Here is a 24,764-nt window from a genome sequence, read left to right as displayed (position 1 = left end):
TGCCTTTTTCTGTTTATGCAATGTTTTGTAACATCCAGCAACCTGTCTTGGGATATTACAACTCATCTGGGATTTTAATTTTAATGTTTCACGAAGATATGGGTAAACTTCCTGCTGTAATTTCATTGCTGGAATCGGTTTACCTTTGTCAAAAACGAATTTCAGAAACATAATTCATTCCATCTGAATATTTCTGCATAGTTTCCTCTAAATCATCATCAGGATTTGCTATTTTCAAGATAATTGTTTTAGTGAGAAACATACAATAGTATGTTCTAAAGTATGTTATAAAACGTTTTGTATGAATATTAGACGCATTCCTCTTCCACCTTACGAAAAGGAGACTCCTGCTATAAAAGTTGTAGAGGCATTTAAGGAACACCGGTCACCGATGTTGTTGCTTTATGATATCCAGTGTGTTCATAACACCCAGGGCAACACCTTCTACTTCGATGCCTCCTTTTCCCTTTGCCCCGTCCCCAACTACGTAAAGGCTATTGATGGGTGTGGTATTACCTATATCTGAGCCGGAGGATGCCCGGTTTACGGGCCAGCCGTCATAATATGACTGGGTGAGGATCACTTCATATTTTTTATTGGGGAATACTTCTTTGAGATCCTGCAGGCCAATTTCGATCTCTTCTTCAAGTTTATCGATTTTTTCCTGCCGGACACTTTGGTGTGCCATTACCAGATGTTTTCCTGGGGGGGCAAGGTTGGGATCTGTGTTGGTCACTTCATTGATTCCATTGACCCGGCGGCAGTAAGGTGTCAGGAGAATACCGTTGTGGCCGATCAATGGCTCATCTGCGGCCAGACATGTCTTAATTCCTGCAGAAGATTTGACATTGTCTATTTTTTCTTCATAAGCATTATTAATGGTGTATGAGTCATAAAGATCTCTTGTAAATGGGTGTCCAATATTGCTTATTACAACATCGGAGTAATGTTTATTTCCATCTGCTATTACTCCCCGGGCTGTATTGTTTTCCACAATTATCCGACTCACTTCGGTATTTGTATGAATTTTTCCACCATTTGAACGAATTATTTCTACAAGAGCATCTGTAACTCCTTTACACCCACCCATTGGGATGCCTGTTCCTCCATAGCGGTAGAGATTCTCAAATATTTCAAAAGCTTCCTCTGCAGGTACATCTCTGTTTGTCAGGCTCAGTGCCCAACCGCAGAATGAGTTAGCGGTTTTGTGTGCGCTATCTTCATTCAGATATTTACGAATCCAGTTTTCAAAAGAAATATTTTTAGGAGGCCACCTTCTGGTGGTAACAAGAAGAATTGCAAGTTTGAGTCTGTTCCACATGGAGAATTGTGAGCCAAATTGATTGAAAGATATATCTTTAAATCCGGATTTGTAATTATTTGAACCATTTGCAGGTATACGGATCATGGCCATTGGTTCACAGGGTACGATTTCCACATCTGCACCTATTTTTTTGAGCAGGTTGCCCAGAGGGCCTGTAGAACCGTGAGGTATCATGTGCAATGCTCCTGTGGAGAGGCTAAAACCGTGATATTCAATGTTCGTAAACCGGCCACCTGTAATGGGTAACCTTTCAAACACCTCGATTTCATGTCCTTCGATTGCGAGTGAAGCCGCGCTTAAAAGACCTCCGAGCCCTGCTCCGATTACATTGATTTTCATTTTTCAGCCTCGATAGCCTTAAGGGGGCAGTAAAATGCACATATGCCACAGTTGGTACATTTATCTGTAATATACGCATTTCCTTTAACCACAATGGCGTCCTGTTTGCAGAAAGCGGTACATTGTCCGCACCCAACACATTTTTCATTTACTCGCATATGATTCTCCGCTATTCTGGTAGGTGTGCTATGTTTTGAACCCCGATATGGATTGGAATTGAGATGAATACACAATTTACTAATATTTAGTTTTCGTTACTTTAAAGGGGGCATTGTCACAGTTAAAGCATCTTTCCCATTGATACGGCGTATATGAATTTAGATATTGATGATTTCTGTTGTAATTATGATAAGCAATAAACATATTGATCCAATTATTGATATGCTGAACAAGTTCCTCTGAACCAGTACTGGCTTCCAAGCTGCACTTTCAACTACTATGGTATCTGGTAATTTACCAGCATAAGGCTGCACGCACAAGCTGAATTTCTGTACCCGGTAATGTATTGCCGTGTAACTTATCGATTCACCAAAATATGATAATAGTTCTGAGGTTTTTCTCAAACTTAATTCCCTGCTGGTACACAAGTATGGATAATGCTATGGCTTTTAGGTCTCTTCTCTTCCTTTGCACGAAAGATTTAAGGTCTACCGGTATTAAATCTAATTATGCATTCTGTTCCATTTTCATCCCCTTTAAATAGGGGATGAATCCCTCTTTATTTCTTAACTGTAACAGTGCCCTTTAAAGGTGGGATAGGTGGGATAGAATATTGTTAATTATCAATGTTGGTAATTATATATCTCCTTGTTCATATGTGCTTTAATGGTGATTGGATGTCTGCAGAGATAATACAGGTAGTATCCCGAAAAAAAGGGGAAATTGTTTCTAAAAAAGTAAAGGCAGCGCCCTATGAATTTACTATCGCAACTCGTGCAAGGTGGGAAATGGTGATTGCAGATAACGATCTGGAGATCAGGGCAGGGGAATACAAAAAGATTCCTGTAAGGGAAATCACTCTTGACCCCGATACTCTTGCAATGCCATGCGCTTTCACATATCATGCGGTTGCTTCTGTTCTCAAGATTGCTTCTACTGAGGGGGCATCTCCGGTGGATAAAGAGCGTACCGTCAGATATGCATATGTCTTCGGTCAGATAAATGGGAAAATCAGGGATGGCGACCTGCTTGGTGTATTGAATGTTTTCCCGATAATGTTTACCAGGGAAGCAATGACTCCTACTGAAGTTGATTGAGGGGTATTGGGATGGAAACCTGTTTGATTTGTGGTGAGGTTCAGGATTATAAACAGTATGGTAATTACAATATCTGCACTACCTGTGCTGATGTTATGGAAGATGTGATGGGGGAATTTTTCCTCCGCACAATTTGCAATTGCTCCAAGCCCCAGTCACATGAAACGTATTTTAGTTATTTAAACAGTACATCAAAATACATTTCTGATTACAAGAAAATCACATCCCGTTCGAAAAAATATGAAAGACATATTTCCGAAAAAGCTTCGGATGCAATTAAATATGTGGAAGTCCCTTCAAAGCAGCGATATTTTGAAAGAATGCAGGCTGTTGTAAAATGGCTGGAAGACAACCCGGCGTTTTATCATTATTATTTTAAGAAATATTATGTATGCCCTTCTTGTGGAGCTTCTATCTTTGACAGGTATTCAAAAGAGGAAGTAGGGGATTGGATCATTATTTCCTGTTCGGAATGCGGTGAGCTGATTAAGAAATACTTCGCTCCAAAAACTCTTTGATGTATACATTTCCAACTTTTTTTAAGTCCAACCATATTTGTATTTCTCGCGTCTTGTGTAATGCCTTTTTTTAAATTTCAATTTTGATTATAAAGCGTGATAAATCCAATATGTTTTTATGTGATGATTCATTAGAAGATTCAAAATAAAATCCAGTGGACCATTTATTATACAAATGCAATGATGTTACATAAAGTCAATTGGTTCACATTTATTTGATATTCATAATCAGGTGAGTTATATGTCAGGAATTGTCGATAGTAATATCGTATATAGTTACATCCCGGTTGCGGTGTTTCTTGTCGTCTCACTACTGATGCCTCCAATGACGATGTTGATCGCTAAATTGCTCAGTCCGAGAAGTACAGGTGCTGAGAGATATTCCACCTACGAGTCAGGTTCGATTCCTACCGGCCCTGCACGTATTCAATTCAGTGTGGAGTATTACCTCTATGCGATCGCATTCGTATTGTTTGATATCGAAGTCCTCTTCCTTTACCCGTGGGCTATGATATACAGAGGTAATACAGGAGTGGATACGACGGTAGCGGTAGTTGAAATGCTTATATTTATTTTTGTTCTCCTGTTCGGTTATGCATTCTTATGGAAGAAGGGGGCACTTAGATGGCTGAAGAATTAACTTCCCAATCCTATGAACAGCCGGCTCCTAAAGAGCAGGCTCAAGAGGAATCCATTCCTGGAGTTATAACTACAACATCCCGGGAAATCAACGAATTCCTTAAAAAGACCAAAATTCAGGATATTCTTAACTGGGGACGCAAGAATTCTCTCTGGTTTATGTCCCAGCCAATGGGATGCTGTGGTGTGGAACTTATCGTTGCCGGTGTGGCTCCGATGGATACCGATCGCTTTGGTATTATTCCCCGTAATTCTCCCAGACAGGCTGACGTTATGATAATCAGTGGGTATGTTACCAGAAAATATTTCCCCGCTCTTAAGAGATTGTGGGATCAAATGCCTTCCCCTAAATGGGTTTTTTGTGTGGGCGACTGTTCCATAAGCGGGGGTCCCTTCTATGAATCCTACAGCACAGTTCAGAATATAGATGAGATCTTCCCGATAGATGTTTTTGTTCCCGGATGCCCTCCAAGACCCGAAGCAATAATCCAGGGTTTTGTTGAGATCCAGAAAAAGATTGAAACCAAAAAGGACCGGGGTTCTGGCTATGAAGGTTGATACTATGGAAGCGGAGAAGATTATTGATTCACTGAATGCAAAGTTCCCTGATACAATCTCTGATTCACAAATTGAATCAGAAAAACGTATTTCTGCTTATGCAGAAGCCGGAAGTATTGTGGAAATATGCAGATACCTGAAGGATGAACTTCAGTTTGACCATCTTTCTTCGGAAACAGCTGTGGATTTGATCCTGAAAGATGAAATTGAAGTAGTATATCACCTGAGTTCCTTCGGCCAGCCTTTGGTACTGAAACTGAAAGCAAGACTTCCACGTAACAATCCGGAGATTGAATCCATTACTTCTGTTTACTGGGATGCCAACTGGTATGAAAGGGAAGCCTACGAACTATTCGGTGTACAGTACAGAAATCATCCGAATTTGAGAAATCTAGTCCTGCCGGATGAATTGCTGGGTGACTGGCCTCTGCGTAAAGATTACGAAGATTTTCCCCAAAAGACTGCTAAAAACCTGGTGTGAGTGATAATTATGGATACCAATATTGGCCCTGATGAGATGCTTATCCATATGGGACCTCATCATATTGCACAACCCGGACCTTTCAGGCTAAATGTAAAATTGAAAGGAGAAACTGTGCAGGATTCTGATGTGGAAATGGGTTTCATCCACAAGGGCATAGAAAAAATACTAGAAAGCAAGACATATCTACAGGGAATACCTGTGGTGGACAGGGCCTGTTATCTTGCGGCTCTTACCAATGAGGAAGCTTTTGTAGGCTGTGTGGAAAAACTTGCAGGAATCGAACCAACTGAAAGGTCTCAGTATATCAGGGTTATAGTTGAAGAACTGTCCAGAATACAGAGCCATCTGCTCGGTTATGGGGAATATACTGAATTTATTGGTTTTATGACAATGTTTTTCTACCCCATGACTGTCAGGGAAAAAATTCTCGATCTCCTTGAAATGACCACCGGTGCCCGTATTACACATTCTTATCTCCGATTTGGCGGAGTACGCGACGATCTCCCTGAAGGGTTTGAGGCAAAATGCAAGGAGGCATTTGCACTGCTTAGAAGAGGCCTTGAAGAGTGGGGTGAGTTAATGAAGTCCGATACGATCTACAGGGAACGTACTGTGGGTGTCGGTGTCCTTACACCGGATACAGCCAAGGAAATGGGAGTTACCGGACCACCTCTGAGGGCAACTGGTGTTGATTTCGATATAAGGAAGGATGAACCCTATCTTGTTTATGATGATCTGGATTTCAAGGTATGTACCGAAACCGCGGGAGATGTTTATGCCCGTATCTGGGTGCGTGTTGCTGAAATCTATGAGAGTATGTATATCATCGAACAGGCACTGGACCAGATGCCTTCTGGACCGTTGTTCCCGGAGAATCTCCCCTATGACCGTCGGGCTCCCGTGATGAGGGTTCCGGAAGGAGAGGTTTTCCACAGGGTTGAAGATCCCAGAGGAGAAATGGGAATGTATATGGTGTCCGATGGATCTGATAAGCCCTATCGTGTGAAGATCAGGGGACCTGTGTTCCCTACAATGCAGGCAATGCCACCTCTTATAAAAGATTCTCAACTTGCAGACGTTGTAGCGATCGTAGGAAGCCTTGACCCATGTGTAAGTGAGGCGGATAGGTGAAAATATGTTAGAAGTTCCAGCAAATATTTATCCATGGTTAAAGGGAATTGTGGGCCTTGTGCTGATAGGTGCCTTGTTTGGATTCGGTATGTTCGCCATCTGGGTTGAACGTAAATTGTCTGCTGATATACAGGAAAGACATGGTCCTAACAGGGTCGGTCCGAGGGGTATATTCCAGCTGGTTGCAGATGCTATCAAGCTGTTTACAAAAGAGGAAATCATTCCAGCCAAAGTTGACAGGATACTCTACATAAGTGCGCCTATTGTTATATTGCTGTCTGTTTTCCTGATGCTTGTTGCGATACCTGTTGGTGCTGTTTATGTAAATGGCACCGAATATGTACTCGCAGCGACCCAAATGGACATTAGCATCCTTTACATCGAGGCCGTTTCAGCGATTGCTATCATAGGTACCTTTGTACTTGGATACGGTCAGAATAATAAATATGCAATGATGGGTACCTTCCGTAACTTTGCACAAATGGTTGGTTATGAGATCCCTCTGGGTCTCACTATCGTAAGTGTAGCAATAATGTCCGGTACCCTTGATGTGGTCGGAATCGTACATGCTCAGGATCGTATCTGGTATGCATTTCTGCAACCAATAGGTTTCATAGTATTTTTCATTGCTATGATGATTGATATGGGTCGCCTTCCCTTCGACCAGAACGAAGGTGAGGAAGAACTTCAGGCCGGTGTGTTTACTGAATACAGCAGTATGAGGTTCGGTCTGGGATTCTTTGCGGAATATTTCCATTTGATTCTCGGTTCATTTCTCATTGCCCTGCTTTTCCTGGGTGGATGGAACGTTCCGGGATTTGTAACAGATAATACTGTGCTTGGAGTAATCCTTCCCACAGTGGTCCTCGTAACCAAGGCAACACTTGTCATGGCATTCATAATAATGATGCGTTGGGCTGTTCCGAGGTACAGAATTGATCAGGTTGTAGATCTCAGCTGGAAAAAACTCCTGCCCTTCTCCCTGTTAAACCTTGGATGGGCAATTGCATTAGGTTTGTATCTGGGAGTGTGATTTGATGGTTCTGAAAAATATTATTAGTGCTTTTAGGTACATGCGAAGACCTCGTGTTACCCGCTTATACCCTGAAATACGCACACAATTGCCTGAAAGATTCAGAGGGCTGCAAAAACTTGATAAAAGTAAATGCATCGGGTGTGGAATATGTGCAAATACCTGTCCCAACTGCGCAATCAAGATTGTGAGGGCCAGGGTACGTAAAGATAGTACCAAGACCCGGTGGTTCCCCGAAATAGATGTCGGGCACTGCATGTTTTGTGGTCTGTGTATTGACCAGTGTCCACAAGATGCCCTCTCAAGTTCAAAAATTTATACAGATGGTATAGTCACGTGGAAACATGAGGATCTTCTCTTTACACCGGACAAACTGGCAAGGGAAGAACCTATTGACGCACCGGAGGCTGAACAATGATTGGAATAGGAGAAGCTTTGGTCTTTTTCATACTGGCGATTGTTGTCATATTCTTTTCCCTGGCAACGGTACTGGTCAAGGATATCGTCAAGGCTGCACTTTCACTAGTCTTTTCGATGTTTACTATGGCAGGCCTGTTTATCACGCTGAATGCCCAGTTTGTGGGTGTCGTACAGGTCCTGGTCTATGTGGGTGCAATCGGTGTACTGATTCTCTTTGCCGTGATGCTTACAAAGAATACAATGGGAAGTGATGATAATGGCAACTGATAAAGTAGGTGTCTGGGATTCTTTTGTACACCAGTTTAGTCCCCGCAGGTTCCTTATCCGTCTTGCACATATCGAAATCCCTCCACTGGAAGTAATTGGAAGGGCATTTGCAAGGGCGGCAATTGTAGGTTTGTTCCTTGCGGTGGTTCTCGTATCCCTTTACGGGACGTCCTGGACAACAGTTGACCAGCTGCCCCAGAACATGGCAGACCAGAGTAATATTAAAGCCATAGGTACCCTGATATTCACTGAGTTTGTAGTGCCATTCGAAGTTCTTTCAATTGTACTGCTGTCTTCACTTGTGGGTGCTATTTACATGGCAAAAGGAGAGGATAACCAATGATTCCCCTTAATTGGTACCTTGCACTTTCTGCAATAATTTTTTCCATAGGTCTCTATGGTTTCATTTCACAGAAAAACGGTATTCGTATCCTGATGTGTGTGGAACTTATGCTAAATGCAGCAAACATAAATCTTGTAGCTTTTTCCAGTTACAATGACGATATGAGCGGCCAGGTATTTGCTCTCTTCTCGATAGCACTGGCAGCTTGTGAGGCTGCAATAGGTTTCGCAATCATGATGTCCGTTTACAGGATGCGTGATTCAATCAATCTTGACGAGCTTAACTTGTTGAGGTGGTAATGATATGGCTTATGAAAATTTAGCGTTTTTAATACCACTTTTACCCGCACTCGCCTTTGTAATTACCTTCTTTGTAGGTAAGAAAACCCCATATGGCGGGGGATTAATCCCGATATTCGCAATAGCAGCATCCTTTTTGATTTCTCTATTGATCACAATCGGTTTGCTGCAGAACCCGGATCAGGTAATTAGCCAGTCCTATCACTGGTTTGCAATTTTTAATCTGGGTATCCTGATAGATCCGCTTGCAGCGGTAATGCTCACAATGGTGACCTTTGTAAGTCTGCTTATTCACATATATTCAGTAGGCTACATGTCACATGACCCGGCCAAACCAAGGTACTTTGCAGAGACCTCCCTTTTCACTGCGTCCATGCTGAGTTTGATTTTGTCCGACAATATTCTCCAGTTATTCATAAGCTGGGAACTTGTGGGTCTGTGTTCTTATCTGCTGATCGGTTTCTGGTACCAGAAGCCCAGCGCTGCTTCAGCGGCAAAGAAGGCTTTCCTCACCACGCGGATTGGAGATGTCATGTTCCTTGCAGGTATTATTGTCCTGTTTGCCGATCTTTTCAAACTGGTAAACGGCATTATTCCCGAAGGTGTCTATCTCCTCCGGTTCGATGAGATTTTTTCATTCATCCCTGAAATAGCTGCCATGAATGCAACTATCCTGGGATTTGAGGTTAGCCACCTTACGATAATCACCCTTCTGTTCTTCGGAGGTGCCGTTGGTAAATCCGGTCAGTTCCCGCTACATGTGTGGCTGCCTGATGCAATGGAAGGCCCAACAACAGTTTCGGCTCTTATCCATGCTGCAACAATGGTTACAGCCGGTGTCTATCTGGTTGCAAGAACCTTCCCGATGTTCATCGCTGCACCACAATCCCTTATAATAGTGGCATACGTGGGTGCTTTCACTGCACTGTTTGCCGCAACAATGGGAATTGTGATGAACGATTTGAAACGGGTACTTGCCTATTCCACTATCAGCCAGCTTGGTTACATGATGCTGGGATTGGGTATGGGAGCAGTCATCGGTGCAGAAGCAGTCGGTGTTTCAATCTTCCATCTTGTCAGCCATGCATTCTTCAAGGCACTGCTTTTCCTGTGTGCCGGAAGTGTGATCCATGCTGTGGGAACTCATGATATGAGGGAACTCGGTGGCGTTGCAAAGGTCATGCCGATAACAGCTGCAACAATGGTAGCTGCATCTCTTGCTCTTGCAGGCTTCGGTATACCCGGAACCTCTATAGGAAGTACAGGTTTCTTCAGTAAAGATCCGATAATTGAAAATGCATATCTCTTCGGGGAACATGCAGGAAACTGGTTCCCATACATCTTCGCTATCGTGGCAGCACTGCTTACTTCACTCTATATATTCAGACTGCTGTTCATGACATTTGCCGGAAAGCCCAGGACCAATTACGGTGGGCATGAATCTCCTGCATCAATGACAGTTCCACTTTCCATACTGGGTATACTTGCCCTGGTATTCGGAGCTATCGTTGTTGAGCCGTTCAACAAGTTTGTAAACAGTACCTTTGTGAACAACTTTGTTAACATGGATATCCCTGCTCTGGCAGAGGTGGGTAACTATGAACTTGTCCATCATGCAGGCCAAGAACCACTGCTCATCCTGTGGATGCCTGTTATCGTTGCAGTCATCGGTCTGTTGATCGCTTTTGTGATCTACTACCAGAAAGCAATAGACATGAGCAGGTTTGTTTCAAAAGACAACTCTGTGTACAAACTCCTCTACAACCGCTACTATCAGAATGAGATATTCACCCAGCTCTTTGCTGTCAAGTTTGTCTATGAAGGTCTTGCTATGGCAGGCTATCACATAGACAGGTTTATTGATGGTATCGTCAACGTAATCAGTTACCTGATAATAGAGGCAGGGGATTCCTTCAGGAAGGTACAGACAGGAGTTATACAGCACTACTCGGTGGCTGTCATTACGGGAGTAAGTCTCCTGGTAATATTGATCAAGCTAGTCATGGAGGTCTTCTAATGTTGCCGGTATTATCCCTCATTGTGCTGATTCCGCTATTGTTCTCAGCATTTGCGTTCCTTACGAAAACAAGGGAGCAAGCTCGTGTGGTGGCCCTTATGGGTACACTTATCACCCTGATACTGACCCTTTACATGTATTTCAGCTTCGACAGTTCATCGGCTGCGATGCAGTTTGAGGAATTGGCAAGCTGGATTCCAAGTCTTGGTATAAATTACCATCTTGGTGTCGATGGTGTCTCAATGCCCCTTATATTGCTCAATGCAATAGTAATTCCATTGCTAATACTGTTCACCTGGGATGATGTCAGATCAACTCCCAACAGGTTCTATGGCTTGATCCTGGCAATGCAGGGAGCAGTTATCGGTGTATTCATTTCCCTGGATTTCTTCCTCTTCTATGTATTCTGGGAACTTACACTGATCCCGCTGTTCTTCATGGTGAACATATGGGGCGGTCCGAATAAGAGGCATGCTTCAATCAAATTCTTTATTTACACCCATGTGGCTTCCCTGGTGATGCTGCTGGGTATCTTCGGACTTTACTTTGCTGCCTGGGACCAGACAGGTGTGGCAAATATGGGCATTGCCCATCTCATGAGCCAGTTCCCGATGATTGGGTCAGGTATTGCCAGAGATGCAATATTCCTTGCACTTCTCTTCGGTTTCCTGGTGAAACTTCCAATAGTACCATTCCATTCCTGGCTGCCTGATGCTTATGCAGAGGCACCGACTGCTGGCAGTGTACTGTTCATCCTGCTCAAGATTGCAGGGTACGGAATCTTCCGTGTTATCCTGCCAATGCTTCCTGCTACAGGATCCCCGGATATGATGATTACAATCCTGGGATTGCTTGGTTCTGTAAGTATTGTGTATGGTGCATTCCTGGCACTGTCCCAGAAGGATCTCAAGAGAATGGTTGCTTATTCCAGTGTAAGTCACATGGGTTTTGTTACCCTGGGAGCTGCAGGACTTGTTACATTGTCCATTTCAGGAGCGATGTTCCAGCAATTCTCCCACGGTTTGATCATGAGTATAATGTTCATGTCCGTAGGAGTAATTCAGGCATCTACCGGTACCAGGATCATCAATGACCTGGGAGGCCTTGCTACAAAAATGCCTAAGCTGGCGGTTATAATGATGCTGGCTTTCATGGCATCCCTGGGTTTGCCAGGTTTGACCGGTTTCATCGCCGAATTCATGGTTTTCACTTTCAGTTACATGAATGTGCCAACATTTGTAATACTTGCACTGTTTGGTGTAGTCATAACTGCTGGTTACCATCTCTGGGCAATGCAAAGAACTATGTTTGGCGTCTATAATGGAAAGATCGGAAAGGTCTTTGACCTGTCCAACGTACAGACCTTCTCCATGGCAGTTATAGCCCTGCTGGTACTGTACTTCGGATTGAACCCAAGTCCGGTGCTGGATATGATGATTACAGGTTCGAATGAAATAGTCAGCCTTATGGCTGCAATGGGGGTGTAAGAATGGTAGATTTGATGTTACTTGCACCTGAGATTATAGTTGCATTGACCGGATTGATCGTACTCATGATTGGTATTTTCATGGGTTCTTCATCCAAAAACGTACTTGGCTATATCGCAACAGCAGGCTGTCTGGCAGCCCTTGCAATGGTGATCGGCAACTTCAGTGCCTCTGCATTGATGTTTTCCGATACCCTGAGTGTGGACCCCCTTTCCCAGTTCTTTAAACTGGTGTTTTTGGTGGTTGCTCTTATTGTGTCCATTGCATCTATCAAGTATACTGAAGACAATAAAGACACGGAAATCTTCTATGCCCTTGTGTTGTTTGCCACTTTCGGTATGATGTTTGTGGCATCTGCCAATGACCTCATGGTTCTTTTTGTGGCCTTTGAACTGGCAAGTATAGCAACCTATGCCCTTGCCGGATTTGAGAAGAAGAACCCCCGGTCTGTCGAAGCAGCAATGAAATACCTGCTTATGGGTGCTCTCTCAGCGGCCCTGTTGCTTATGGGAATATCCTTTGTTTACGGTGCAACCGGTACCACATCCATTCCGGGTATCGCCCAGAATATGGATGTATTGGCCTCCAACGCAATCGGCTTACTTGCAATAGTACTCCTGATAGCAGGTTTTGGTTTCAAGATTGCTCTTGTACCATTCCACATGTGGGCTCCGGATACCTACCAGGGTTCGCCTTCTGTAGTATCGGCCCTTCTGGCCGCAGGTTCCAAGAAGATGGCATTTGTTGCTGCATTCAAGGTATTCATAGTAGCCCTTCTGGCAATGCAGGCGGACTGGAGGATGGCTTTTGCGATACTGGCAGTAATTACCATGACCTATGGTAATGTCGTGGCCCTGTCCCAGAAAAGTGTGAAACGTATGCTCGCATACTCCTCTATTGCACAGGCAGGCTACATTTCTATGGCATTTGTTGTCCTGACCCCGATGGCACTGACCGGAGGTATACTTTATACCCTGGCTCACGGTTTCATGAAAGCCGGTGCTTTCATAGCTACTGCCGTTGTAGTCTACATGGTTATAAAGGAAAAGAGGGATACGGAAATCCCGGATCACATTGATAATTTCAAGGGATTGGGTAAGAAAATGCCAATAACTGCACTGTGTCTTACAGTATTTGTATTTGCACTTGCAGGAATTCCGCCAACAGCAGGATACATGAGCAAGTTCATCCTGTTCTCCTCGACCATTCAGTCAGGAATGGTATGGCTTGCGGTAATCGCAATCTTAAACAGTGCGCTTTCCCTGTATTATTATGCAAGGCTTGTAAGATACATGTATGCAATGCCCCATGAAGGTGAAAAAGTATCTGAGCCAGTTCCTTATGTAGCAGCTCTTCTGATATCCCTTGTGGGTGTAATGGCTATTGGTTTATGGCCAGAGCCATTCGTTGAAATTGCAATGCAGGCAGCCAGTGTACTTGTCGGAGGTATTTAATATGGCAGATTGTGATCTATGTGGTGTGTCAATACCCACCGTTTGTCCGGTAAGAGTGTTTGAACCCCGGTTTGAACACTCTTATCCCGAAGGAATCTGGAAAGGTCTTTGCGAAAAATGTCTTGATTCTGCAAAAGGTACATTTGACGAAAAAAGTGATGAGGAAGGCAACTGCGTTCCCGGCAATAAATTCGAGAAATGTGACCTATGCGGAACCACATGCCAGCTCTATGACATAGATGTTTTTGTTCCCTCTTTCAAGAATGTATACGATGAAGAGACAAGACATCTCTGCAGGCGCTGTCTTGAAAGCTGTAATGAGGCCTATGACAGGAAAGATGAGTGTTTTGGAGAACACCACTAAAAGGAGATTCTCCCCTCTTTTTACTTTTTTTTAAATTATACTGAGTAATATCACCAGTATCGTAAATCGTATCAGTATACTCATTCCGGTTGATATTGTTACTATTTTCACGCCCAGTTTAGGACCGAAAATAGAAATATATCTTGGCAACAGAGTCCTTATACTGAATATCGGCAGCATGAACATACTTCCAAGCATTATGATGATCATAGCCTGCAGGTAGGATATACTTCCTTCACCGATCATGGGGCCAAGCAATGACACTCCCAATATAGGGCTGGCAATGTAAGTTGTCAGGGGAATGATGCTTTCTGAAGGAATCCCAAAAAGGTCTGCCAGGGGTAGCACACTGAATATCTCAAAGAAGCCTTGCTCCCTCAGTGCAAAAACAAGGGTGGTCATACCCAGATATATTGTGGCAATCTTGAAGAAAAGTTTCTTTTCTTTTTTGAAACTTGCTTTCATTGCTTCCTTGAGTGGAGGTCTATTCCCGTTATGTCCGTCATCCAGTGTACAGCTTTTTTGTTCTTTTATCCAAAATTTGCTCAGTATAATAACAACTGAAAACTTCACAATGGCTGATATAATGAATACCATCACATAGAATCCACCGACTACAGGTCCCAGTGCAGGTAATATTATGGGAATCTGATACGTTATAATTCCCCTTACATAAGCAGGTGTACTGTTGAGGAGGGCACATAGTATTGCTTCCCTGTCATTAATACACCCCTTATCCTTTGCCTGGACTACCATGCTATTTGCAGCAACCGTTGATCCGATAGCAACTAAAAAAGCACTTCCGCAGGACTCGGGCAGATTGGTGTGCTTGAGCAGAGGTCTTGTGAGGCGGGATAATTTTTTCATCAGCCCCAATTCTACAAGGAGTCCGGCACCCCATAATCCGATAAAGATCATTATAAGTATGGGGAATGCAAAATCAAGAACCCGGAGTAGCAGGTCGATCATATCATTTTAGTTGACAATCCCTGTAAATTAATCTATTTATCCCCTTTTTATTAATACCATTAGTTTGATATTATTAGCAATAATATCTGGAGATGTGAATGTCATGAAAAAAGAAATGATAAACATCCTTGCCTGTCCCCTGTGCAAGGGGGAGCTAGTTCTAAATATAAGCAGTGATGAAGGGGAAGAGGTTATTAGTGGTACCCTCTATTGTGCTGCATGTGACGAATATTATCCCATCGAGGAAGGCATTCCCAATATGCTTCCTCCTGAAATGAGAGACTAAACAGGTGAATCCCCGTTGCAACAGATACATATCAACAGACTTGGTGTAAATTCCATTGAATTTGATATTCCTTCTGTTGAGGTCTCCCTCTCTCCCGGTGGAGAACAGAGTTTTGAGATTGTGATTATTAACTATGGTTCGCCTACTCATGTCAATTTTTCCATTTCAGAAAATCTGGATGGTTATGTAACTTTCCTTGATGACAATCCTTATGTGACCCATGAAGAATATGTACCCGTTGTTGTCAGGATTCCACATGAAGGCAGGGTATTCAGTAGTGGCACAATTTTTGTTACCATGGGATATGGCTCCAAAACAGAATCATTTGGTATAAACATAGGGCAGAAGGACAATATACGAATCCCTGTAGAGGAAGAACCTAAAATTGAATCTGTCCATAATCCTTCCCCTCCTTCTTCTGCATCAAAGACTAAATGGAGCATGGATTTTGGCCAGTTCCTTAAGAAATCCATCACTCCGAATGATATGAAACTAGTCATCCTTCTGTTTTTTTTAATTGGTTTCCTTTTTGGTGCCTATTATGTAATATCATCTGTTAACCTGAATCCTGCTGGTTTTTCAACCAGTTTTTATACATCCCTGACAATTGCTATTCTTCTGACTTTATTATTTGTTTATATGTTAACCAAACTACCTGTTTTCAGGAAATAACGAGGTACTTAGAATGAAATATATTATAATCACAGGCGGTGTTATGAGTGGTCTCGGTAAGGGGATTACTGCTGCTTCTGTAGGACGGAACCTGAAAAACAAGGGACAAAAGGTAACCGCCATCAAGATAGATCCCTATATCAATATTGATGCAGGTACCATGAGTCCTTTCCAGCACGGTGAAGTTTATGTGCTGAAAGACGGTGGTGAAGTAGATCTTGATCTGGGCAACTACGAACGGTATCTTGACACTGAACTGACATGGGATCATAACCTGACTACAGGTAAGATATACCAGTCTGTTATTGAAAAAGAAAGAAGGGGCGAATATCTTGGTAAGACCGTGCAGATCATTCCTCATATTACCAATGAAATAAAGGCCCGTATCCGCAGGGTTGCAGCCAAAAGTGGTGCTGATATCTGTCTGATTGAAGTCGGTGGGACGGTGGGTGACATTGAAAGTATGCCGTTCCTTGAAGCAGTCAGGCAGATGCACAGAGAGGAATCCGAGGAGGACATTATTTTCCTTCATGTAACACTGGTTCCCATTGATGCCCAGGGAGATCAGAAAACAAAACCCACGCAACACTCGGTCAAAGATCTGCGCCAGCTTGGTCTATCCCCGGATGTGATTGTCGCACGGTGTAAAAATCCTCTGCATGAAAGTACCCGTGCTAAAGTATCCCTCTTCTGTGATGTTCCAAAGGAAGCTGTAGTAAGTGCTCATGATTCAAATGATATTTATGATGTCCCCCTCCTGCTGGAAGAACAGGGACTTACAGGGTATATGATGCAAAGACTCGATCTTATCACCAAACAGCAAGATCATTCCTGGGAAGATATAGTCAAAAGAATGAATGCTGCGACCGGGGAAGTCAGGCTTGCAATTGTTGGAAAATATACCAATCTTGAGGATTCCTATCTAAGCATAAGGGAATCCCTGAAACACGCAGCAATAGAAGTTGGATGCAAGGTAAGGACCGACTGGGTAAGCTCGGAATCCTTTGATGAAGACCCCGCGGCAATCAATAAGCTTCAGATGTATGATGGTGTGCTTGTTCCAGGGGGTTTCGGAGAACGTGGTGTAGAAGGTAAGATCCAGGCAGTAAAGTTTGCCCGGGACAATGATATCCCTTTCCTGGGACTATGTCTTGGTATGCAATTGTGTGTAATTGAGTTTGCACGTAATGTAGCGGATATGGAAAATGCCAACAGTTCCGAATTCGATGAAAACACCCCTTATCCGGTAATTGACCTTTTGCCGGAACAGGAAAATATAGTAAATATGGGTGCCACAATGAGACTCGGGGATTATGAAGCCATTCTTAAAAAAGGTTCACTGGCAGAAAAAATATATGGAACCGATACCATAGTCGAGCGCCATCGTCACCGGTATGAGGTAAATCCCAATTTTGTAGATAGATTGGAAGAAAAGGGAATGGTATTTTCAGGCAAGAATCGCAATCGTATGGAAATAGCTGAAATACCTTCACATAGTTTCTTTTTTGCTTCCCAGTTCCATCCCGAATTTCGCTCAAGACCCGGCAGGCCCTCTCCTCCCTTCAGGGCCTTTGTGGAAGCAATGTATAAGAAAAAATAATTAACTCATATCTGCGGGTTCTGCTTTCATGTATTCCCTGATGACTGTTGTCGCATAACTCCCCTTGGGCAGGCAGAATTCCAGTGTAACTTTTTTCTTCCCTGCATTTAATTCGTCATCGGCAATTGTGTAAGCCGGTTTGAAATTCAATAAGATTTCCCTGCGCCTGCCCTTTGAAGTGATACGGGGAATTTCGGGAATATGGAAATCTTTCTGTTCAACACCTGTCTCCTGGAGTATTTCTTTTTCTATATTGCCCGGGGAGCTGTCCGTAAATTCGGTGGATGTGCCGACCAGCGGGGCCGTCACAAAAGCTCTGCTCCTGCGAATCAGGTTATTGATTCCTTTTACCTTGGAGGATGTTACAGTTTCAAGCCGGGAGGTATCTGGCAATCCCTGTTTATTCTTGAAGCACACAATATCACCTTCAACCGCTTCATTGAGGGGAAGTTTTTCCCGGATTCGCCTGCAGATGATCCGATTGTAGATATATGATTGGTAAGCATGGACAAACATATTCCGCATATTGGAACTCAATTCTCCGAATGCTCCGGCAAAGTCATCCGGATTATTCACAAGATAGTGCATCATTGCCCTTTCATAGCGCAACTGAACCGGATATTCTTTCAGGCTTTCGATATAGTTGCGCTCCTTATAGAAACGGTCGCGTACAAGCCTTGTTTTCTCGTGCTCATCTGGAAAACTTAAACCAATATAATCGATTGCAGCTTTCTCAATATCTCCCTTGACTATCGATTCTCCCACAAGGTGGGTGATGGGACGACGGGAGCCAAATCTCTGAATCCCGAAAAAGTTGGGTACTCCATCAAGCTTATTTATTATGGAAGTGATATTCAGGAGTCTGTTATCAAGTTCCTCCTGTGGCAGGTCGACATCCCGGATAATTATTTTGAATTTATTTCCCACGAGGTCTCCCAAACCCACATCTTTGTTGGAACGACCCAGAACTTTCAGATTTACATCCCTGAGTTTTATCCTTTCAACGTCTTCTGCTTCAAGGTTGTATATACTTATACGCTGGGTGGTAAGTGCCCTTTTATCCTTGGTACCGGCAAAACCAAACCTTTTGGAACTTATTCCCAGAATTCGGGACATGTCTCTTATCAGGTGGTGGGTTTCCCAGTTTTTTTTCGTAAGTTCGAGGATCAGGTATTTTCCTTCATTGCCTTCATCCCTACCCGTGATTTCCTCAACAACAAAATCTTCACTAGTTTGTTTTAACTTTCCACCGATACCTTCTGTTTCCGTTACATAAAGGTCGATACCGGTTTGTTTCTCTATATCAGGCACTTGCATGGATAATCCTCATCTTGCGGCAATATCTATTACTGTTACATTTGTCTGCCTGGTGTATGTCCAGCCATTTTCTGTGGGAGCGGTTTCCACCGGCAGGCTCCCTGCATACATGCCTGCCGAGGGGTCAAGAAGTAACCAGCAACCGTATTTGTCGGTTGCGTAATATACGGGTACGCATCCATAGTATTGCTCTATGGCCTCTGAGATACGATCGATGTCTTCCTCCATTCCGATGTAAACTGCTGCATAGGCATGTGTTTCGGTCAGGTATATCCGGGATGTGCCCCCGATAGCTTCTACCAGGGAAGCCATTGTAATAGCGTAATCATCACAGTCTCCTGCCCCGATTTCCAGAGTCTCACCCGGCCCGACCCAGTAATCCGATCCACGGGGGTCGCTGATATAATCCACATCTTCTATCAAATTATCATAAAGGGCACATACCTGGTAAATATTGTATTTGCCGGGGTACTCTTTTGCTGCTTTTGCAGCTTTGCTTCTGACCTGTGGGTCGGATGAATTGACAAGAGAGTTTATCTTATCGAAAAGATAGGCCGGGTTGTACGTATATTGTGGACTTACTTCTGTAGCAGCAGCCCGGGTTTTGATTTCAATTGCGTCAAAATACTGTATTCCGTAATCGTGCCATTTCCCGGATTCGGAAGTTGCCATTATCTTTACAAAAGGCTCTGGTTTTATTGTCGATTTGTCGGGTACGTCAAAACAGGCATATCCCAGCTCTTTTTCTTCTTCCGGGGCGATCAGGTATCCGCTATCAAAATCGTATATGCCACTTCCACTTGCCTGCCGGATGCCGTATCCATATACGTAAATTTCATTATTTCCCTTATTTGTGATGGTCATTGTGAGCATACCGGTATTTTCCCGGAAAGGTTCTCCATAACTGTAAGCACTTGATATGCTGTATCCGGGGGACAGTATATTGCTTTGGCTGGGTTTATCATCATATTCTGGATCAAGAATGTGTACATTTGGGGATGTCAGGGTTTGTGTATCGAGTTCATAGGCAGTTTCCATACTCCTGTCATCGGAGACGAAAAAACTTTCCTGCAGAATTTCCGGATTTTGAGCGCCGATATAGGCCAGTATGCCAATCAGGGCTACCAGTAACATGAACCCTTTTTTCCCCATTGTACCATCCTTTAAAGCAATTTCAGGGAACCGGTAATACGTTCTATGTCTTCATTTGTTGCGGGTCCGATGCCAAGAGCAGTGACAGTACCCGGTTTTATCTCGGTCAGACCGGCATCCTGTATCAGGGCGGTGGGAAGGTTCTGTGCCCGGGCTATTTCCCTTAACTCATAAAGGTCCCTTTCGGCAGGCACTTTAAGTACTACTTTTTTCTGTCCTTCAGCTTTCCATTTTGAATATATTCTGGAATCTGCCTTCTCGGATGCTGATACTGCAGCATGGGCCACCTGTACTGCAAGTTTGCCCTTTGATAATTTCAGGTCCTGTCGGATCACAATACATTGTTTGCAGGTAAACATTTTAATATCCTCTTCAGGAAATCGGTTCAAAGTCTTTCCATAAGGTGGTCTATTATCTTCTCTGCCGGATTTATCCCCCATGTTCTATAAATACCTGCCCCGGAAGGAGTTGCATTGACTTCCAGCACCATATTACCGTCTTTTCCCTCTATCAGGTCGACTCCTGCATATTCAGCCCCCATTTTTTCACATGCACGGACGCAAAGTTCTTCCTGTTCTTTTCCCAGCATACATTTCTCAGTATTTCCACCCTGGCTGAGATTGTATAACCATCCCCCTTCTGCTTTCCTGTAAATGGCCCCGATTACTTCATCACCAACAACAAAGGCACGTATATCCCTGCCGGGATTTGCTATATATTTCTGGATGTATAACATTTTTCTTTCATTCATCATCCTGCTCACAAATTCCCTTGCCGGTGTATCATCCAAATTTCCATCAGGATTGATTAGCTGTGCGTTCTTTATCCTGTATATTCCCTTGCCTTTATACCCGAATACTGGTTTGATGATGGCGTCTTCGAATGATTCCAGGGCATTCATGGCACTTTCTATATCCTGGACACCTTTTGTGGGAGGTACCGGTATATTTGCTTCTGCCAGAAGATATGTAGCATGATATTTGTTTGCAGCATTCTGGATTGATGCCGGTGAGTTGATAACAGGTATCCCAAAGTTTTCCAACTGGCGTAAAATATCAAATCTGAAAATGATTCCTTCCCCATTTCCTCCGCCGGCATCCCTCACAATGATGGCATCAAGGTCCTGCAGGTTTATGTCCCCTGCGTGGTAGGTTATGTTTGTCCCGATAGTCACTTCTGCATCTGCAAGGTTTATCGGAATAGGATTAATGTTGTTGTGAGATGCGGTTTCGATTAGGGATTTTGTGGTCCAGTCTTCAGGATCGGTTATGAGTATTCCTATGTTTTTCATCTGGATTTAATGTAATCCTGATCGGATAATTATGTTTTTGTCCATTAAGTAGAAAAATTAGTAAAAATGACATGTCTTTAATCAGACATGCTCTATATCAGTATTTCCTGAAATTTCCGTGTTTGTGGTGCACAGGTCCTCTGTGCTTAATTTATGGACATCATCGTTGCCAGTCAGCCGGGCAAAATCCTTCATTTCCTCCGTTGAAACTCTCAGGAAATGCTCCAGTTTTTTGGCGGAATATTCGATCTTCAACCTCTTTCGAAGTTCCGGATCCTGGGTGGTGACACCTACAGGACACTGGCCGGTGTCACACAAACGGTATTGCTGGCATGCACATGCCATCAGGGCTGCAGTGCCTATTGCTATGGCATCGGCTCCCATTGCAAGGGCCTTTGCAAAATCAGAGGAAACCCTTAGGCCCCCTGTGATAACCAGTGAGATATCCTTTATGTTCCTGTCATCCAGAAATTTCCTGGCCCTGTGCAGGGCAAACAGTGTAGGCATCGAGGTTGCCTCTTTTACAAACTTCTTTGCAGCCGCAGTTGCTCCGGGTCTCAGCCTTCTCCTCTTTTACGGGTTTTAAGTGGGTCTTATTCGCTTTACAGATAGGACATTCCCAGTCATCAGGGAAATCTTCCGGTTTCGTATCCGGCCTGATATCTGTAAGTGGCTTTCCTCTATCGTCGTCATACTCAAAAACATTACAGATCTCACATCGGTATTTGGACATTGTATCACAGTATATTTCCCTGATGTACTGCACGGAATATGTATGTTCAAAAAAAGATATTATGAAAGGATTACTTCCCAAGCTGTTCCTTCTCGGATCCCCTGGTACAGTAATAGCCGTTAGTAAGTCCCATTTCCTCTGTTACCGGACAGCCTCCACAGATACAGCCACTCTCTTCGTTAATACAGTCACTCTTTCCGATTGTTGGGAAACAATATCCTCCCTTTTCCCCACATTCGACCCAAGAGGGACAGCTAGGGCATATGCACATGGACATTACCATTTCTTTCTTTTGTTCCATTTCCTCAGGACTCATTTCTTCTGCCATTCATTTCACTGCCTGTTATATTTTATATTCATTGAATGTATGATCCATGTCTCTTATTTATCTAACTGTTGTCTTTGAATGTTTATGCAGAATGGGGGGGGACAATAATCAATTTCATTGGCAGATTCTGTTCATCCGATCAATATCTGTGATTGACGTATGTTTTTCTCCATTACCTATATTCTCTCCCACAATACCGTTCTGTTCCATCCAGCAGGCGGTTAGGTCGGCCGCCCTCTCCACAGCATCTACTATTACGCTGTCAGCGGTTGCTATAACCCCCCGGTATCCAACCTGCTTGAGATCGAAATCCACATTTTTTGATGTGGTGACGGCTGTTTTGAAAGGGCATTTAGCTGCTCTCTTACGGATAAATTGTGCAAGTTTACCGCTGTTGCTCATCTGGCTGTCAAGGAGGATTGTTGCAGAATTTATTGCCAGTACCGAGAGTGTGGTCAGCATCTCATCAACAGCCTGGTAGGTTGTAGCTGTATTGGTGTGGTTCTTGAAAATTCCCCGGGTGTCACGCAGGAATCCATCGTCTGCAAACCATACTGTCTCGTTATGAAGCACGCTTTCCATGGTTATCAGTACATTGTACCCGTCTATGAATATATCACACCCTTTTAGCCGGGAGCACGCAAGCCTTTTATTACTGCGTCTGGCTGCGGTCTCCGGGTCAAATATAAGCCTTGTGAGAATGTGCCTTTCTTCTTCTGCCAGACGGTAATGGTTACTGACAAACCTGATTGCACCTTTTCTCCTGTATCCCCGGTAGAGAAGGTACCTTATGTCGGCTGCAGGTTCCCTTAGTTTATTTTTGAGTCTTTCGACTGATGTGCTACCTGCGGCAGATGTCATATCTGACAATCTCTTCCGATAAGTTTTATACATGTCGGCAACCACCCTTTAATGGTGATTTTTTGGAAATACTCTGGCTTGATCAGGATGATGTGAAATCCCTGCTGGATATGCCTTCAGCCCTGGAGGCAGTGGAAATGGCTTTTGCCCAGCATGGCAGGAATAAGGTACAGATGCCACCTAAGTCCTATCTCTATTTTACCGAGCATAATGGTGATCTACGCACAATGCCCGCTTTCCTGGAGGAAGAGGATGTTGCAGGTGTCAAGGTCGTAAATGTTCATCCTGAAAACCGCAAAGTAGGGCTGCCTACTGTTATGGCGACGGTGATACTCAATTCCACATCAACCGGTGCACCTCTTGCCATGATGGATGGTACATACCTCACGGAAATACGTACCGGGGCCGCAGGAGGTGTGGCAGCCCGCTATCTTGCACATGAAAACAGCAGTGTCGTGGGGATGGTGGGAGCTGGTAACCAGGCCAGGACACAGTTAGAGGCTATATCGAACGTTTTCGAGCTTGAACAGGTATATGTATTTGATCTGGATACTTCAAGGGCGGAGGATTTCAAAGAAGGAATGGAATCAGTTGCATGCTGTGACATAACAGTAGTTGATAGTGTCCAGAAAGCCTGTGATGTGGACATTCTGGTAACTACCACTCCTTCAAAAAAACCGGTCATCAAAGCACAATGGTTGCCTGAGGGTATCCATATAAATGCTATCGGGGCTGATGCCAGGGGTAAGGAAGAGCTGGAACCCTCCATCCTCCAGAAAGCAAGGGTTGTGGTCGATGATATGGCACAGGCCACCCATTCCGGGGAAGTGAATGTCCCCCTTTCTGAGGGATACATCCGACAGGCAGACATCTTCGCCCAGCTGGGCCAGATAGTCGCCGGTCTGCATGAGGGGCGTGAATCGGATTCTCAGGTCACGGTTTTCGATTCAACGGGGTTGGCAATACAGGACATTGTGACTGCCAATCTGGTTTATAAAAAAGCAAAAAATAAAGGTATAGGCTCGAAGGCAAAATTGTTCTGATTATGTCTGGTAAGGGCAAGGTAACCACTCACCTTTTGCCCCTTATGGTCTTAAATCCGCCGACCCTTTCCTCACAGATCTGCCTGTGGCCTTCTTCCTCTTTAGAGATATGTTCCATCTCCTTGAGGAAATTCTTCTGGTCATTTTCATCAGGAAACAGTTCCTCAATTATATAGGGCTCGATCTCAGTGATATTCTTGTAAACATCTCGTGCAAGGATTTCATATTTCATTATGGCTTTGAACATTTCGGGGCTGTCCATACTCTCAAAATCAAATACTTTTTGAGGAAGCCCTCTTGGTATTTTATCTGGAAGTGGTATGTCGGCTTTTTCCATCCAGTTTTTGAGTTTCAGGCCGTGTTTGTCTGAATCATTTGCAAGTCTTTCAAGGGCATCCAATTCTTCTCCCATGAGTTCGATGCGTGATTCCCATACGACAAGTTGTTCCATTTCTGTTTCGATCCAGTACATTTTCTGTAACTGGGATTTCAGTGTTTCTTTATCTTTTATTCCGGACACACTTTCACCTTTTATATTAATATATTGTAGATATTATATTTGCCAGTTTCGACGGGATA

General features: G+C 43.6%; 31 protein-coding genes. 19 read left to right on the top strand and 12 right to left on the bottom strand.

The window, feature by feature from the left end; all coding sequences use genetic code 11:
- Nucleotides 1–385: 385 nt before the first annotated feature.
- Nucleotides 386–1,663: an NAD(P)/FAD-dependent oxidoreductase gene (locus CI957_RS08385; protein WP_096712484.1), complete on the bottom strand. Its 1,278-nt coding sequence runs from the start codon at nucleotides 1,661–1,663 to the stop codon at nucleotides 386–388.
- Nucleotides 1,660–1,821 (bottom strand): 4Fe-4S binding protein, encoded by a 162-nt coding sequence (locus CI957_RS08380; protein WP_096712483.1) that lies wholly within the window; start codon nucleotides 1,819–1,821, stop codon nucleotides 1,660–1,662. The genes CI957_RS08385 and CI957_RS08380 overlap by 4 nt, the downstream gene beginning before the upstream one ends.
- A 678-nt stretch (nucleotides 1,822–2,499) precedes the next feature.
- Here CI957_RS08380 and CI957_RS08375 point away from each other — a divergent pair.
- The 15 genes from CI957_RS08375 (at nucleotide 2,500) to CI957_RS08305 (ending at nucleotide 13,933) form a co-directional block, all read left to right on the top strand.
- Nucleotides 2,500–2,919: a DUF22 domain-containing protein gene (locus tag CI957_RS08375; protein ID WP_164909076.1), complete on the top strand. Its 420-nt coding sequence runs from the start codon at nucleotides 2,500–2,502 to the stop codon at nucleotides 2,917–2,919.
- 11 nt (nucleotides 2,920–2,930) lie between these two features.
- Nucleotides 2,931–3,437 carry a hypothetical protein gene (locus CI957_RS08370; protein WP_096712481.1) on the top strand — a complete coding sequence of 169 codons (507 nt, stop codon included), beginning with the start codon at nucleotides 2,931–2,933 and terminating at the stop codon, nucleotides 3,435–3,437.
- A gap of 241 nt (nucleotides 3,438–3,678) precedes the next feature.
- Nucleotides 3,679–4,077, top strand: coding sequence for a F420H2 dehydrogenase subunit FpoA (gene fpoA / locus CI957_RS08365; protein ID WP_096712480.1), 399 nt, complete (start codon nucleotides 3,679–3,681; stop codon nucleotides 4,075–4,077).
- Nucleotides 4,062–4,634 carry a F(420)H(2) dehydrogenase subunit B gene (gene fpoB, locus CI957_RS08360; RefSeq protein ID WP_096712479.1) on the top strand — a complete coding sequence of 191 codons (573 nt, stop codon included), beginning with the start codon at nucleotides 4,062–4,064 and terminating at the stop codon, nucleotides 4,632–4,634. Before fpoA ends, fpoB begins: the two co-directional genes overlap by 16 nt.
- A gap of 4 nt (nucleotides 4,635–4,638) precedes the next feature.
- Nucleotides 4,639–5,115, top strand: a complete 477-nt coding sequence (gene fpoC / locus CI957_RS08355; RefSeq protein ID WP_096712497.1) for a F420H2 dehydrogenase subunit FpoC — start codon at nucleotides 4,639–4,641, stop codon at nucleotides 5,113–5,115.
- 9 nt (nucleotides 5,116–5,124) lie between these two features.
- Complete coding sequence (fpoD, locus tag CI957_RS08350) at nucleotides 5,125–6,249, top strand: F420H2 dehydrogenase subunit FpoD (protein WP_096712496.1); 1,125 nt, start codon at nucleotides 5,125–5,127, stop codon at nucleotides 6,247–6,249.
- A gap of 4 nt (nucleotides 6,250–6,253) precedes the next feature.
- On the top strand, nucleotides 6,254–7,282 hold the full coding sequence (gene fpoH / locus CI957_RS08345; protein ID WP_096712478.1) for a F420H2 dehydrogenase subunit FpoH: 1,029 nt from the start codon (nucleotides 6,254–6,256) through the stop codon (nucleotides 7,280–7,282).
- A gap of 4 nt (nucleotides 7,283–7,286) precedes the next feature.
- On the top strand, nucleotides 7,287–7,700 hold the full coding sequence (gene fpoI / locus CI957_RS08340; protein ID WP_096712495.1) for a F420H2 dehydrogenase subunit FpoI: 414 nt from the start codon (nucleotides 7,287–7,289) through the stop codon (nucleotides 7,698–7,700).
- Nucleotides 7,697–7,969, top strand: coding sequence for an NADH-quinone oxidoreductase subunit J (locus tag CI957_RS11105; RefSeq protein WP_096712477.1), 273 nt, complete (start codon nucleotides 7,697–7,699; stop codon nucleotides 7,967–7,969). Before fpoI ends, CI957_RS11105 begins: the two co-directional genes overlap by 4 nt.
- Nucleotides 7,959–8,312, top strand: coding sequence for a F420H2 dehydrogenase subunit FpoJ (gene fpoJ / locus CI957_RS11100; RefSeq protein WP_096712494.1), 354 nt, complete (start codon nucleotides 7,959–7,961; stop codon nucleotides 8,310–8,312). Before CI957_RS11105 ends, fpoJ begins: the two co-directional genes overlap by 11 nt.
- Nucleotides 8,309–8,611 carry a F420H2 dehydrogenase subunit FpoK gene (gene fpoK / locus CI957_RS08325; RefSeq protein ID WP_096712476.1) on the top strand — a complete coding sequence of 101 codons (303 nt, stop codon included), beginning with the start codon at nucleotides 8,309–8,311 and terminating at the stop codon, nucleotides 8,609–8,611. Before fpoJ ends, fpoK begins: the two co-directional genes overlap by 4 nt.
- A gap of 4 nt (nucleotides 8,612–8,615) precedes the next feature.
- Nucleotides 8,616–10,628, top strand: coding sequence for a F420H2 dehydrogenase subunit FpoL (gene fpoL, locus CI957_RS08320; RefSeq protein WP_096712475.1), 2,013 nt, complete (start codon nucleotides 8,616–8,618; stop codon nucleotides 10,626–10,628).
- Nucleotides 10,628–12,115 (top strand): F(420)H(2) dehydrogenase subunit M, encoded by a 1,488-nt coding sequence (gene fpoM, locus CI957_RS08315; protein WP_096712474.1) that lies wholly within the window; start codon nucleotides 10,628–10,630, stop codon nucleotides 12,113–12,115. The genes fpoL and fpoM overlap by 1 nt, the downstream gene beginning before the upstream one ends.
- A 2-nt stretch (nucleotides 12,116–12,117) precedes the next feature.
- Nucleotides 12,118–13,569, top strand: a complete 1,452-nt coding sequence (fpoN, locus tag CI957_RS08310) for a F(420)H(2) dehydrogenase subunit N (RefSeq protein ID WP_096712473.1) — start codon at nucleotides 12,118–12,120, stop codon at nucleotides 13,567–13,569.
- Nucleotide 13,570: 1 nt separating this feature from the next.
- Entirely contained in the window at nucleotides 13,571–13,933 is a 363-nt protein-coding gene (locus CI957_RS08305; RefSeq protein WP_096712472.1) for a F420H2 dehydrogenase subunit FpoO, read from the top strand.
- A gap of 30 nt (nucleotides 13,934–13,963) precedes the next feature.
- On the opposite strand, the gene CI957_RS08300 is transcribed toward CI957_RS08305, so the two are convergent.
- Complete coding sequence (locus CI957_RS08300) at nucleotides 13,964–14,902, bottom strand: nucleoside recognition protein (protein ID WP_096712471.1); 939 nt, start codon at nucleotides 14,900–14,902, stop codon at nucleotides 13,964–13,966.
- A gap of 103 nt (nucleotides 14,903–15,005) precedes the next feature.
- Here CI957_RS08300 and CI957_RS08295 point away from each other — a divergent pair, with 103 nt between their 5' ends.
- From CI957_RS08295 to pyrG, 3 genes are read left to right on the top strand one after another with little or no spacing between them, the layout of a single operon-like run.
- Nucleotides 15,006–15,188 (top strand): methytransferase partner Trm112, encoded by a 183-nt coding sequence (locus tag CI957_RS08295; RefSeq protein ID WP_096712470.1) that lies wholly within the window; start codon nucleotides 15,006–15,008, stop codon nucleotides 15,186–15,188.
- A 15-nt stretch (nucleotides 15,189–15,203) separates the two neighbouring features.
- Complete coding sequence (locus CI957_RS08290; protein ID WP_096712469.1) at nucleotides 15,204–15,860, top strand: hypothetical protein; 657 nt, start codon at nucleotides 15,204–15,206, stop codon at nucleotides 15,858–15,860.
- A gap of 13 nt (nucleotides 15,861–15,873) precedes the next feature.
- On the top strand, nucleotides 15,874–17,460 hold the full coding sequence (pyrG, locus tag CI957_RS08285; RefSeq protein ID WP_096712468.1) for a glutamine hydrolyzing CTP synthase: 1,587 nt from the start codon (nucleotides 15,874–15,876) through the stop codon (nucleotides 17,458–17,460).
- Here pyrG and truD read toward each other — a convergent pair whose 3' ends face one another.
- From truD to CI957_RS08245, 8 genes are all read right to left on the bottom strand, one after another.
- The gene (gene truD, locus CI957_RS08280) at nucleotides 17,461–18,777 is read right to left on the bottom strand and encodes a tRNA pseudouridine(13) synthase TruD (protein ID WP_128754638.1); all 1,317 of its coding nucleotides are present in this window, start codon (nucleotides 18,775–18,777) and stop codon (nucleotides 17,461–17,463) included.
- A gap of 9 nt (nucleotides 18,778–18,786) precedes the next feature.
- Complete coding sequence (locus CI957_RS08275; RefSeq protein ID WP_096712466.1) at nucleotides 18,787–19,929, bottom strand: transglutaminase family protein; 1,143 nt, start codon at nucleotides 19,927–19,929, stop codon at nucleotides 18,787–18,789.
- Between the two features lie 11 nt (nucleotides 19,930–19,940).
- Nucleotides 19,941–20,288, bottom strand: coding sequence for a peptidyl-tRNA hydrolase Pth2 (gene pth2 / locus CI957_RS08270; RefSeq protein WP_072360357.1), 348 nt, complete (start codon nucleotides 20,286–20,288; stop codon nucleotides 19,941–19,943).
- A gap of 26 nt (nucleotides 20,289–20,314) precedes the next feature.
- Nucleotides 20,315–21,220: a tetrahydromethanopterin:alpha-L-glutamate ligase gene (mptN, locus tag CI957_RS08265; protein ID WP_096712465.1), complete on the bottom strand. Its 906-nt coding sequence runs from the start codon at nucleotides 21,218–21,220 to the stop codon at nucleotides 20,315–20,317.
- A gap of 81 nt (nucleotides 21,221–21,301) precedes the next feature.
- Nucleotides 21,302–21,727 (bottom strand): glutamate synthase-related protein, encoded by a 426-nt coding sequence (locus CI957_RS08260; protein WP_096712464.1) that lies wholly within the window; start codon nucleotides 21,725–21,727, stop codon nucleotides 21,302–21,304.
- Nucleotides 21,681–22,034, bottom strand: a complete 354-nt coding sequence (locus tag CI957_RS08255; RefSeq protein WP_241646021.1) for a rubredoxin — start codon at nucleotides 22,032–22,034, stop codon at nucleotides 21,681–21,683. The genes CI957_RS08260 and CI957_RS08255 overlap by 47 nt, the downstream gene beginning before the upstream one ends.
- On the bottom strand, nucleotides 22,024–22,281 hold the full coding sequence (locus CI957_RS08250; protein ID WP_096712463.1) for a DUF2769 domain-containing protein: 258 nt from the start codon (nucleotides 22,279–22,281) through the stop codon (nucleotides 22,024–22,026). Before CI957_RS08250 ends, CI957_RS08255 begins: the two co-directional genes overlap by 11 nt.
- 114 nt (nucleotides 22,282–22,395) lie before the next feature.
- On the bottom strand, nucleotides 22,396–23,175 hold the full coding sequence (locus CI957_RS08245) for a DUF434 domain-containing protein (protein WP_241646020.1): 780 nt from the start codon (nucleotides 23,173–23,175) through the stop codon (nucleotides 22,396–22,398).
- 29 nt (nucleotides 23,176–23,204) lie between these two features.
- Between CI957_RS08245 and ala the strand changes: the two genes are divergently transcribed.
- A complete protein-coding gene (ala, locus tag CI957_RS08240; protein WP_096712462.1) occupies nucleotides 23,205–24,185 on the top strand; it encodes an alanine dehydrogenase in 981 nt (326 codons plus the stop codon).
- Nucleotides 24,186–24,213: 28 nt separating this feature from the next.
- Here ala and CI957_RS08235 read toward each other — a convergent pair whose 3' ends face one another.
- A complete protein-coding gene (locus CI957_RS08235) occupies nucleotides 24,214–24,705 on the bottom strand; it encodes a hypothetical protein (RefSeq protein WP_241646018.1) in 492 nt (163 codons plus the stop codon).
- Nucleotides 24,706–24,764: the final 59 nt, after the last annotated feature.

The sequence above is a fragment of the Methanohalophilus sp. WG1-DM genome (assembly GCF_004104135.1).
In the GTDB taxonomy this organism is placed as follows: Archaea; Halobacteriota; Methanosarcinia; order Methanosarcinales; family Methanosarcinaceae; genus Methanohalophilus; species Methanohalophilus euhalobius.
The sequence above is the reverse complement of the archived record's forward strand: the minus strand, read 5'-3'. Positions and strand labels throughout refer to the sequence as shown.

Coding starts and splice junctions, on each gene's coding strand:
- CI957_RS08385 (WP_096712484.1), bottom strand. CDS start 1,663: ATGAAAATCAATGTAATCGGAGCAGGGCTCGGAGGTCTTTTAAGCGCG.
- CI957_RS08380 (WP_096712483.1), bottom strand. CDS start 1,821: ATGCGAGTAAATGAAAAATGTGTTGGGTGCGGACAATGTACCGCTTTC.
- CI957_RS08375 (WP_164909076.1), top strand. CDS start 2,500: ATGTCTGCAGAGATAATACAGGTAGTATCCCGAAAAAAAGGGGAAATT.
- CI957_RS08370 (WP_096712481.1), top strand. CDS start 2,931: ATGGAAACCTGTTTGATTTGTGGTGAGGTTCAGGATTATAAACAGTAT.
- fpoA (WP_096712480.1), top strand. CDS start 3,679: ATGTCAGGAATTGTCGATAGTAATATCGTATATAGTTACATCCCGGTT.
- fpoB (WP_096712479.1), top strand. CDS start 4,062: ATGGCTGAAGAATTAACTTCCCAATCCTATGAACAGCCGGCTCCTAAA.
- fpoC (WP_096712497.1), top strand. CDS start 4,639: ATGGAAGCGGAGAAGATTATTGATTCACTGAATGCAAAGTTCCCTGAT.
- fpoD (WP_096712496.1), top strand. CDS start 5,125: ATGGATACCAATATTGGCCCTGATGAGATGCTTATCCATATGGGACCT.
- fpoH (WP_096712478.1), top strand. CDS start 6,254: ATGTTAGAAGTTCCAGCAAATATTTATCCATGGTTAAAGGGAATTGTG.
- fpoI (WP_096712495.1), top strand. CDS start 7,287: ATGGTTCTGAAAAATATTATTAGTGCTTTTAGGTACATGCGAAGACCT.
- CI957_RS11105 (WP_096712477.1), top strand. CDS start 7,697: ATGATTGGAATAGGAGAAGCTTTGGTCTTTTTCATACTGGCGATTGTT.
- fpoJ (WP_096712494.1), top strand. CDS start 7,959: ATGGCAACTGATAAAGTAGGTGTCTGGGATTCTTTTGTACACCAGTTT.
- fpoK (WP_096712476.1), top strand. CDS start 8,309: ATGATTCCCCTTAATTGGTACCTTGCACTTTCTGCAATAATTTTTTCC.
- fpoL (WP_096712475.1), top strand. CDS start 8,616: ATGGCTTATGAAAATTTAGCGTTTTTAATACCACTTTTACCCGCACTC.
- fpoM (WP_096712474.1), top strand. CDS start 10,628: ATGTTGCCGGTATTATCCCTCATTGTGCTGATTCCGCTATTGTTCTCA.
- fpoN (WP_096712473.1), top strand. CDS start 12,118: ATGGTAGATTTGATGTTACTTGCACCTGAGATTATAGTTGCATTGACC.
- CI957_RS08305 (WP_096712472.1), top strand. CDS start 13,571: ATGGCAGATTGTGATCTATGTGGTGTGTCAATACCCACCGTTTGTCCG.
- CI957_RS08300 (WP_096712471.1), bottom strand. CDS start 14,902: ATGATCGACCTGCTACTCCGGGTTCTTGATTTTGCATTCCCCATACTT.
- CI957_RS08295 (WP_096712470.1), top strand. CDS start 15,006: ATGAAAAAAGAAATGATAAACATCCTTGCCTGTCCCCTGTGCAAGGGG.
- pyrG (WP_096712468.1), top strand. CDS start 15,874: ATGAAATATATTATAATCACAGGCGGTGTTATGAGTGGTCTCGGTAAG.
- truD (WP_128754638.1), bottom strand. CDS start 18,777: ATGCAAGTGCCTGATATAGAGAAACAAACCGGTATCGACCTTTATGTA.
- CI957_RS08275 (WP_096712466.1), bottom strand. CDS start 19,929: ATGGGGAAAAAAGGGTTCATGTTACTGGTAGCCCTGATTGGCATACTG.
- pth2 (WP_072360357.1), bottom strand. CDS start 20,288: ATGTTTACCTGCAAACAATGTATTGTGATCCGACAGGACCTGAAATTA.
- mptN (WP_096712465.1), bottom strand. CDS start 21,220: ATGAAAAACATAGGAATACTCATAACCGATCCTGAAGACTGGACCACA.
- CI957_RS08260 (WP_096712464.1), bottom strand. CDS start 21,727: ATGCCTACACTGTTTGCCCTGCACAGGGCCAGGAAATTTCTGGATGAC.
- CI957_RS08250 (WP_096712463.1), bottom strand. CDS start 22,281: ATGGCAGAAGAAATGAGTCCTGAGGAAATGGAACAAAAGAAAGAAATG.
- CI957_RS08245 (WP_241646020.1), bottom strand. CDS start 23,175: ATGTATAAAACTTATCGGAAGAGATTGTCAGATATGACATCTGCCGCA.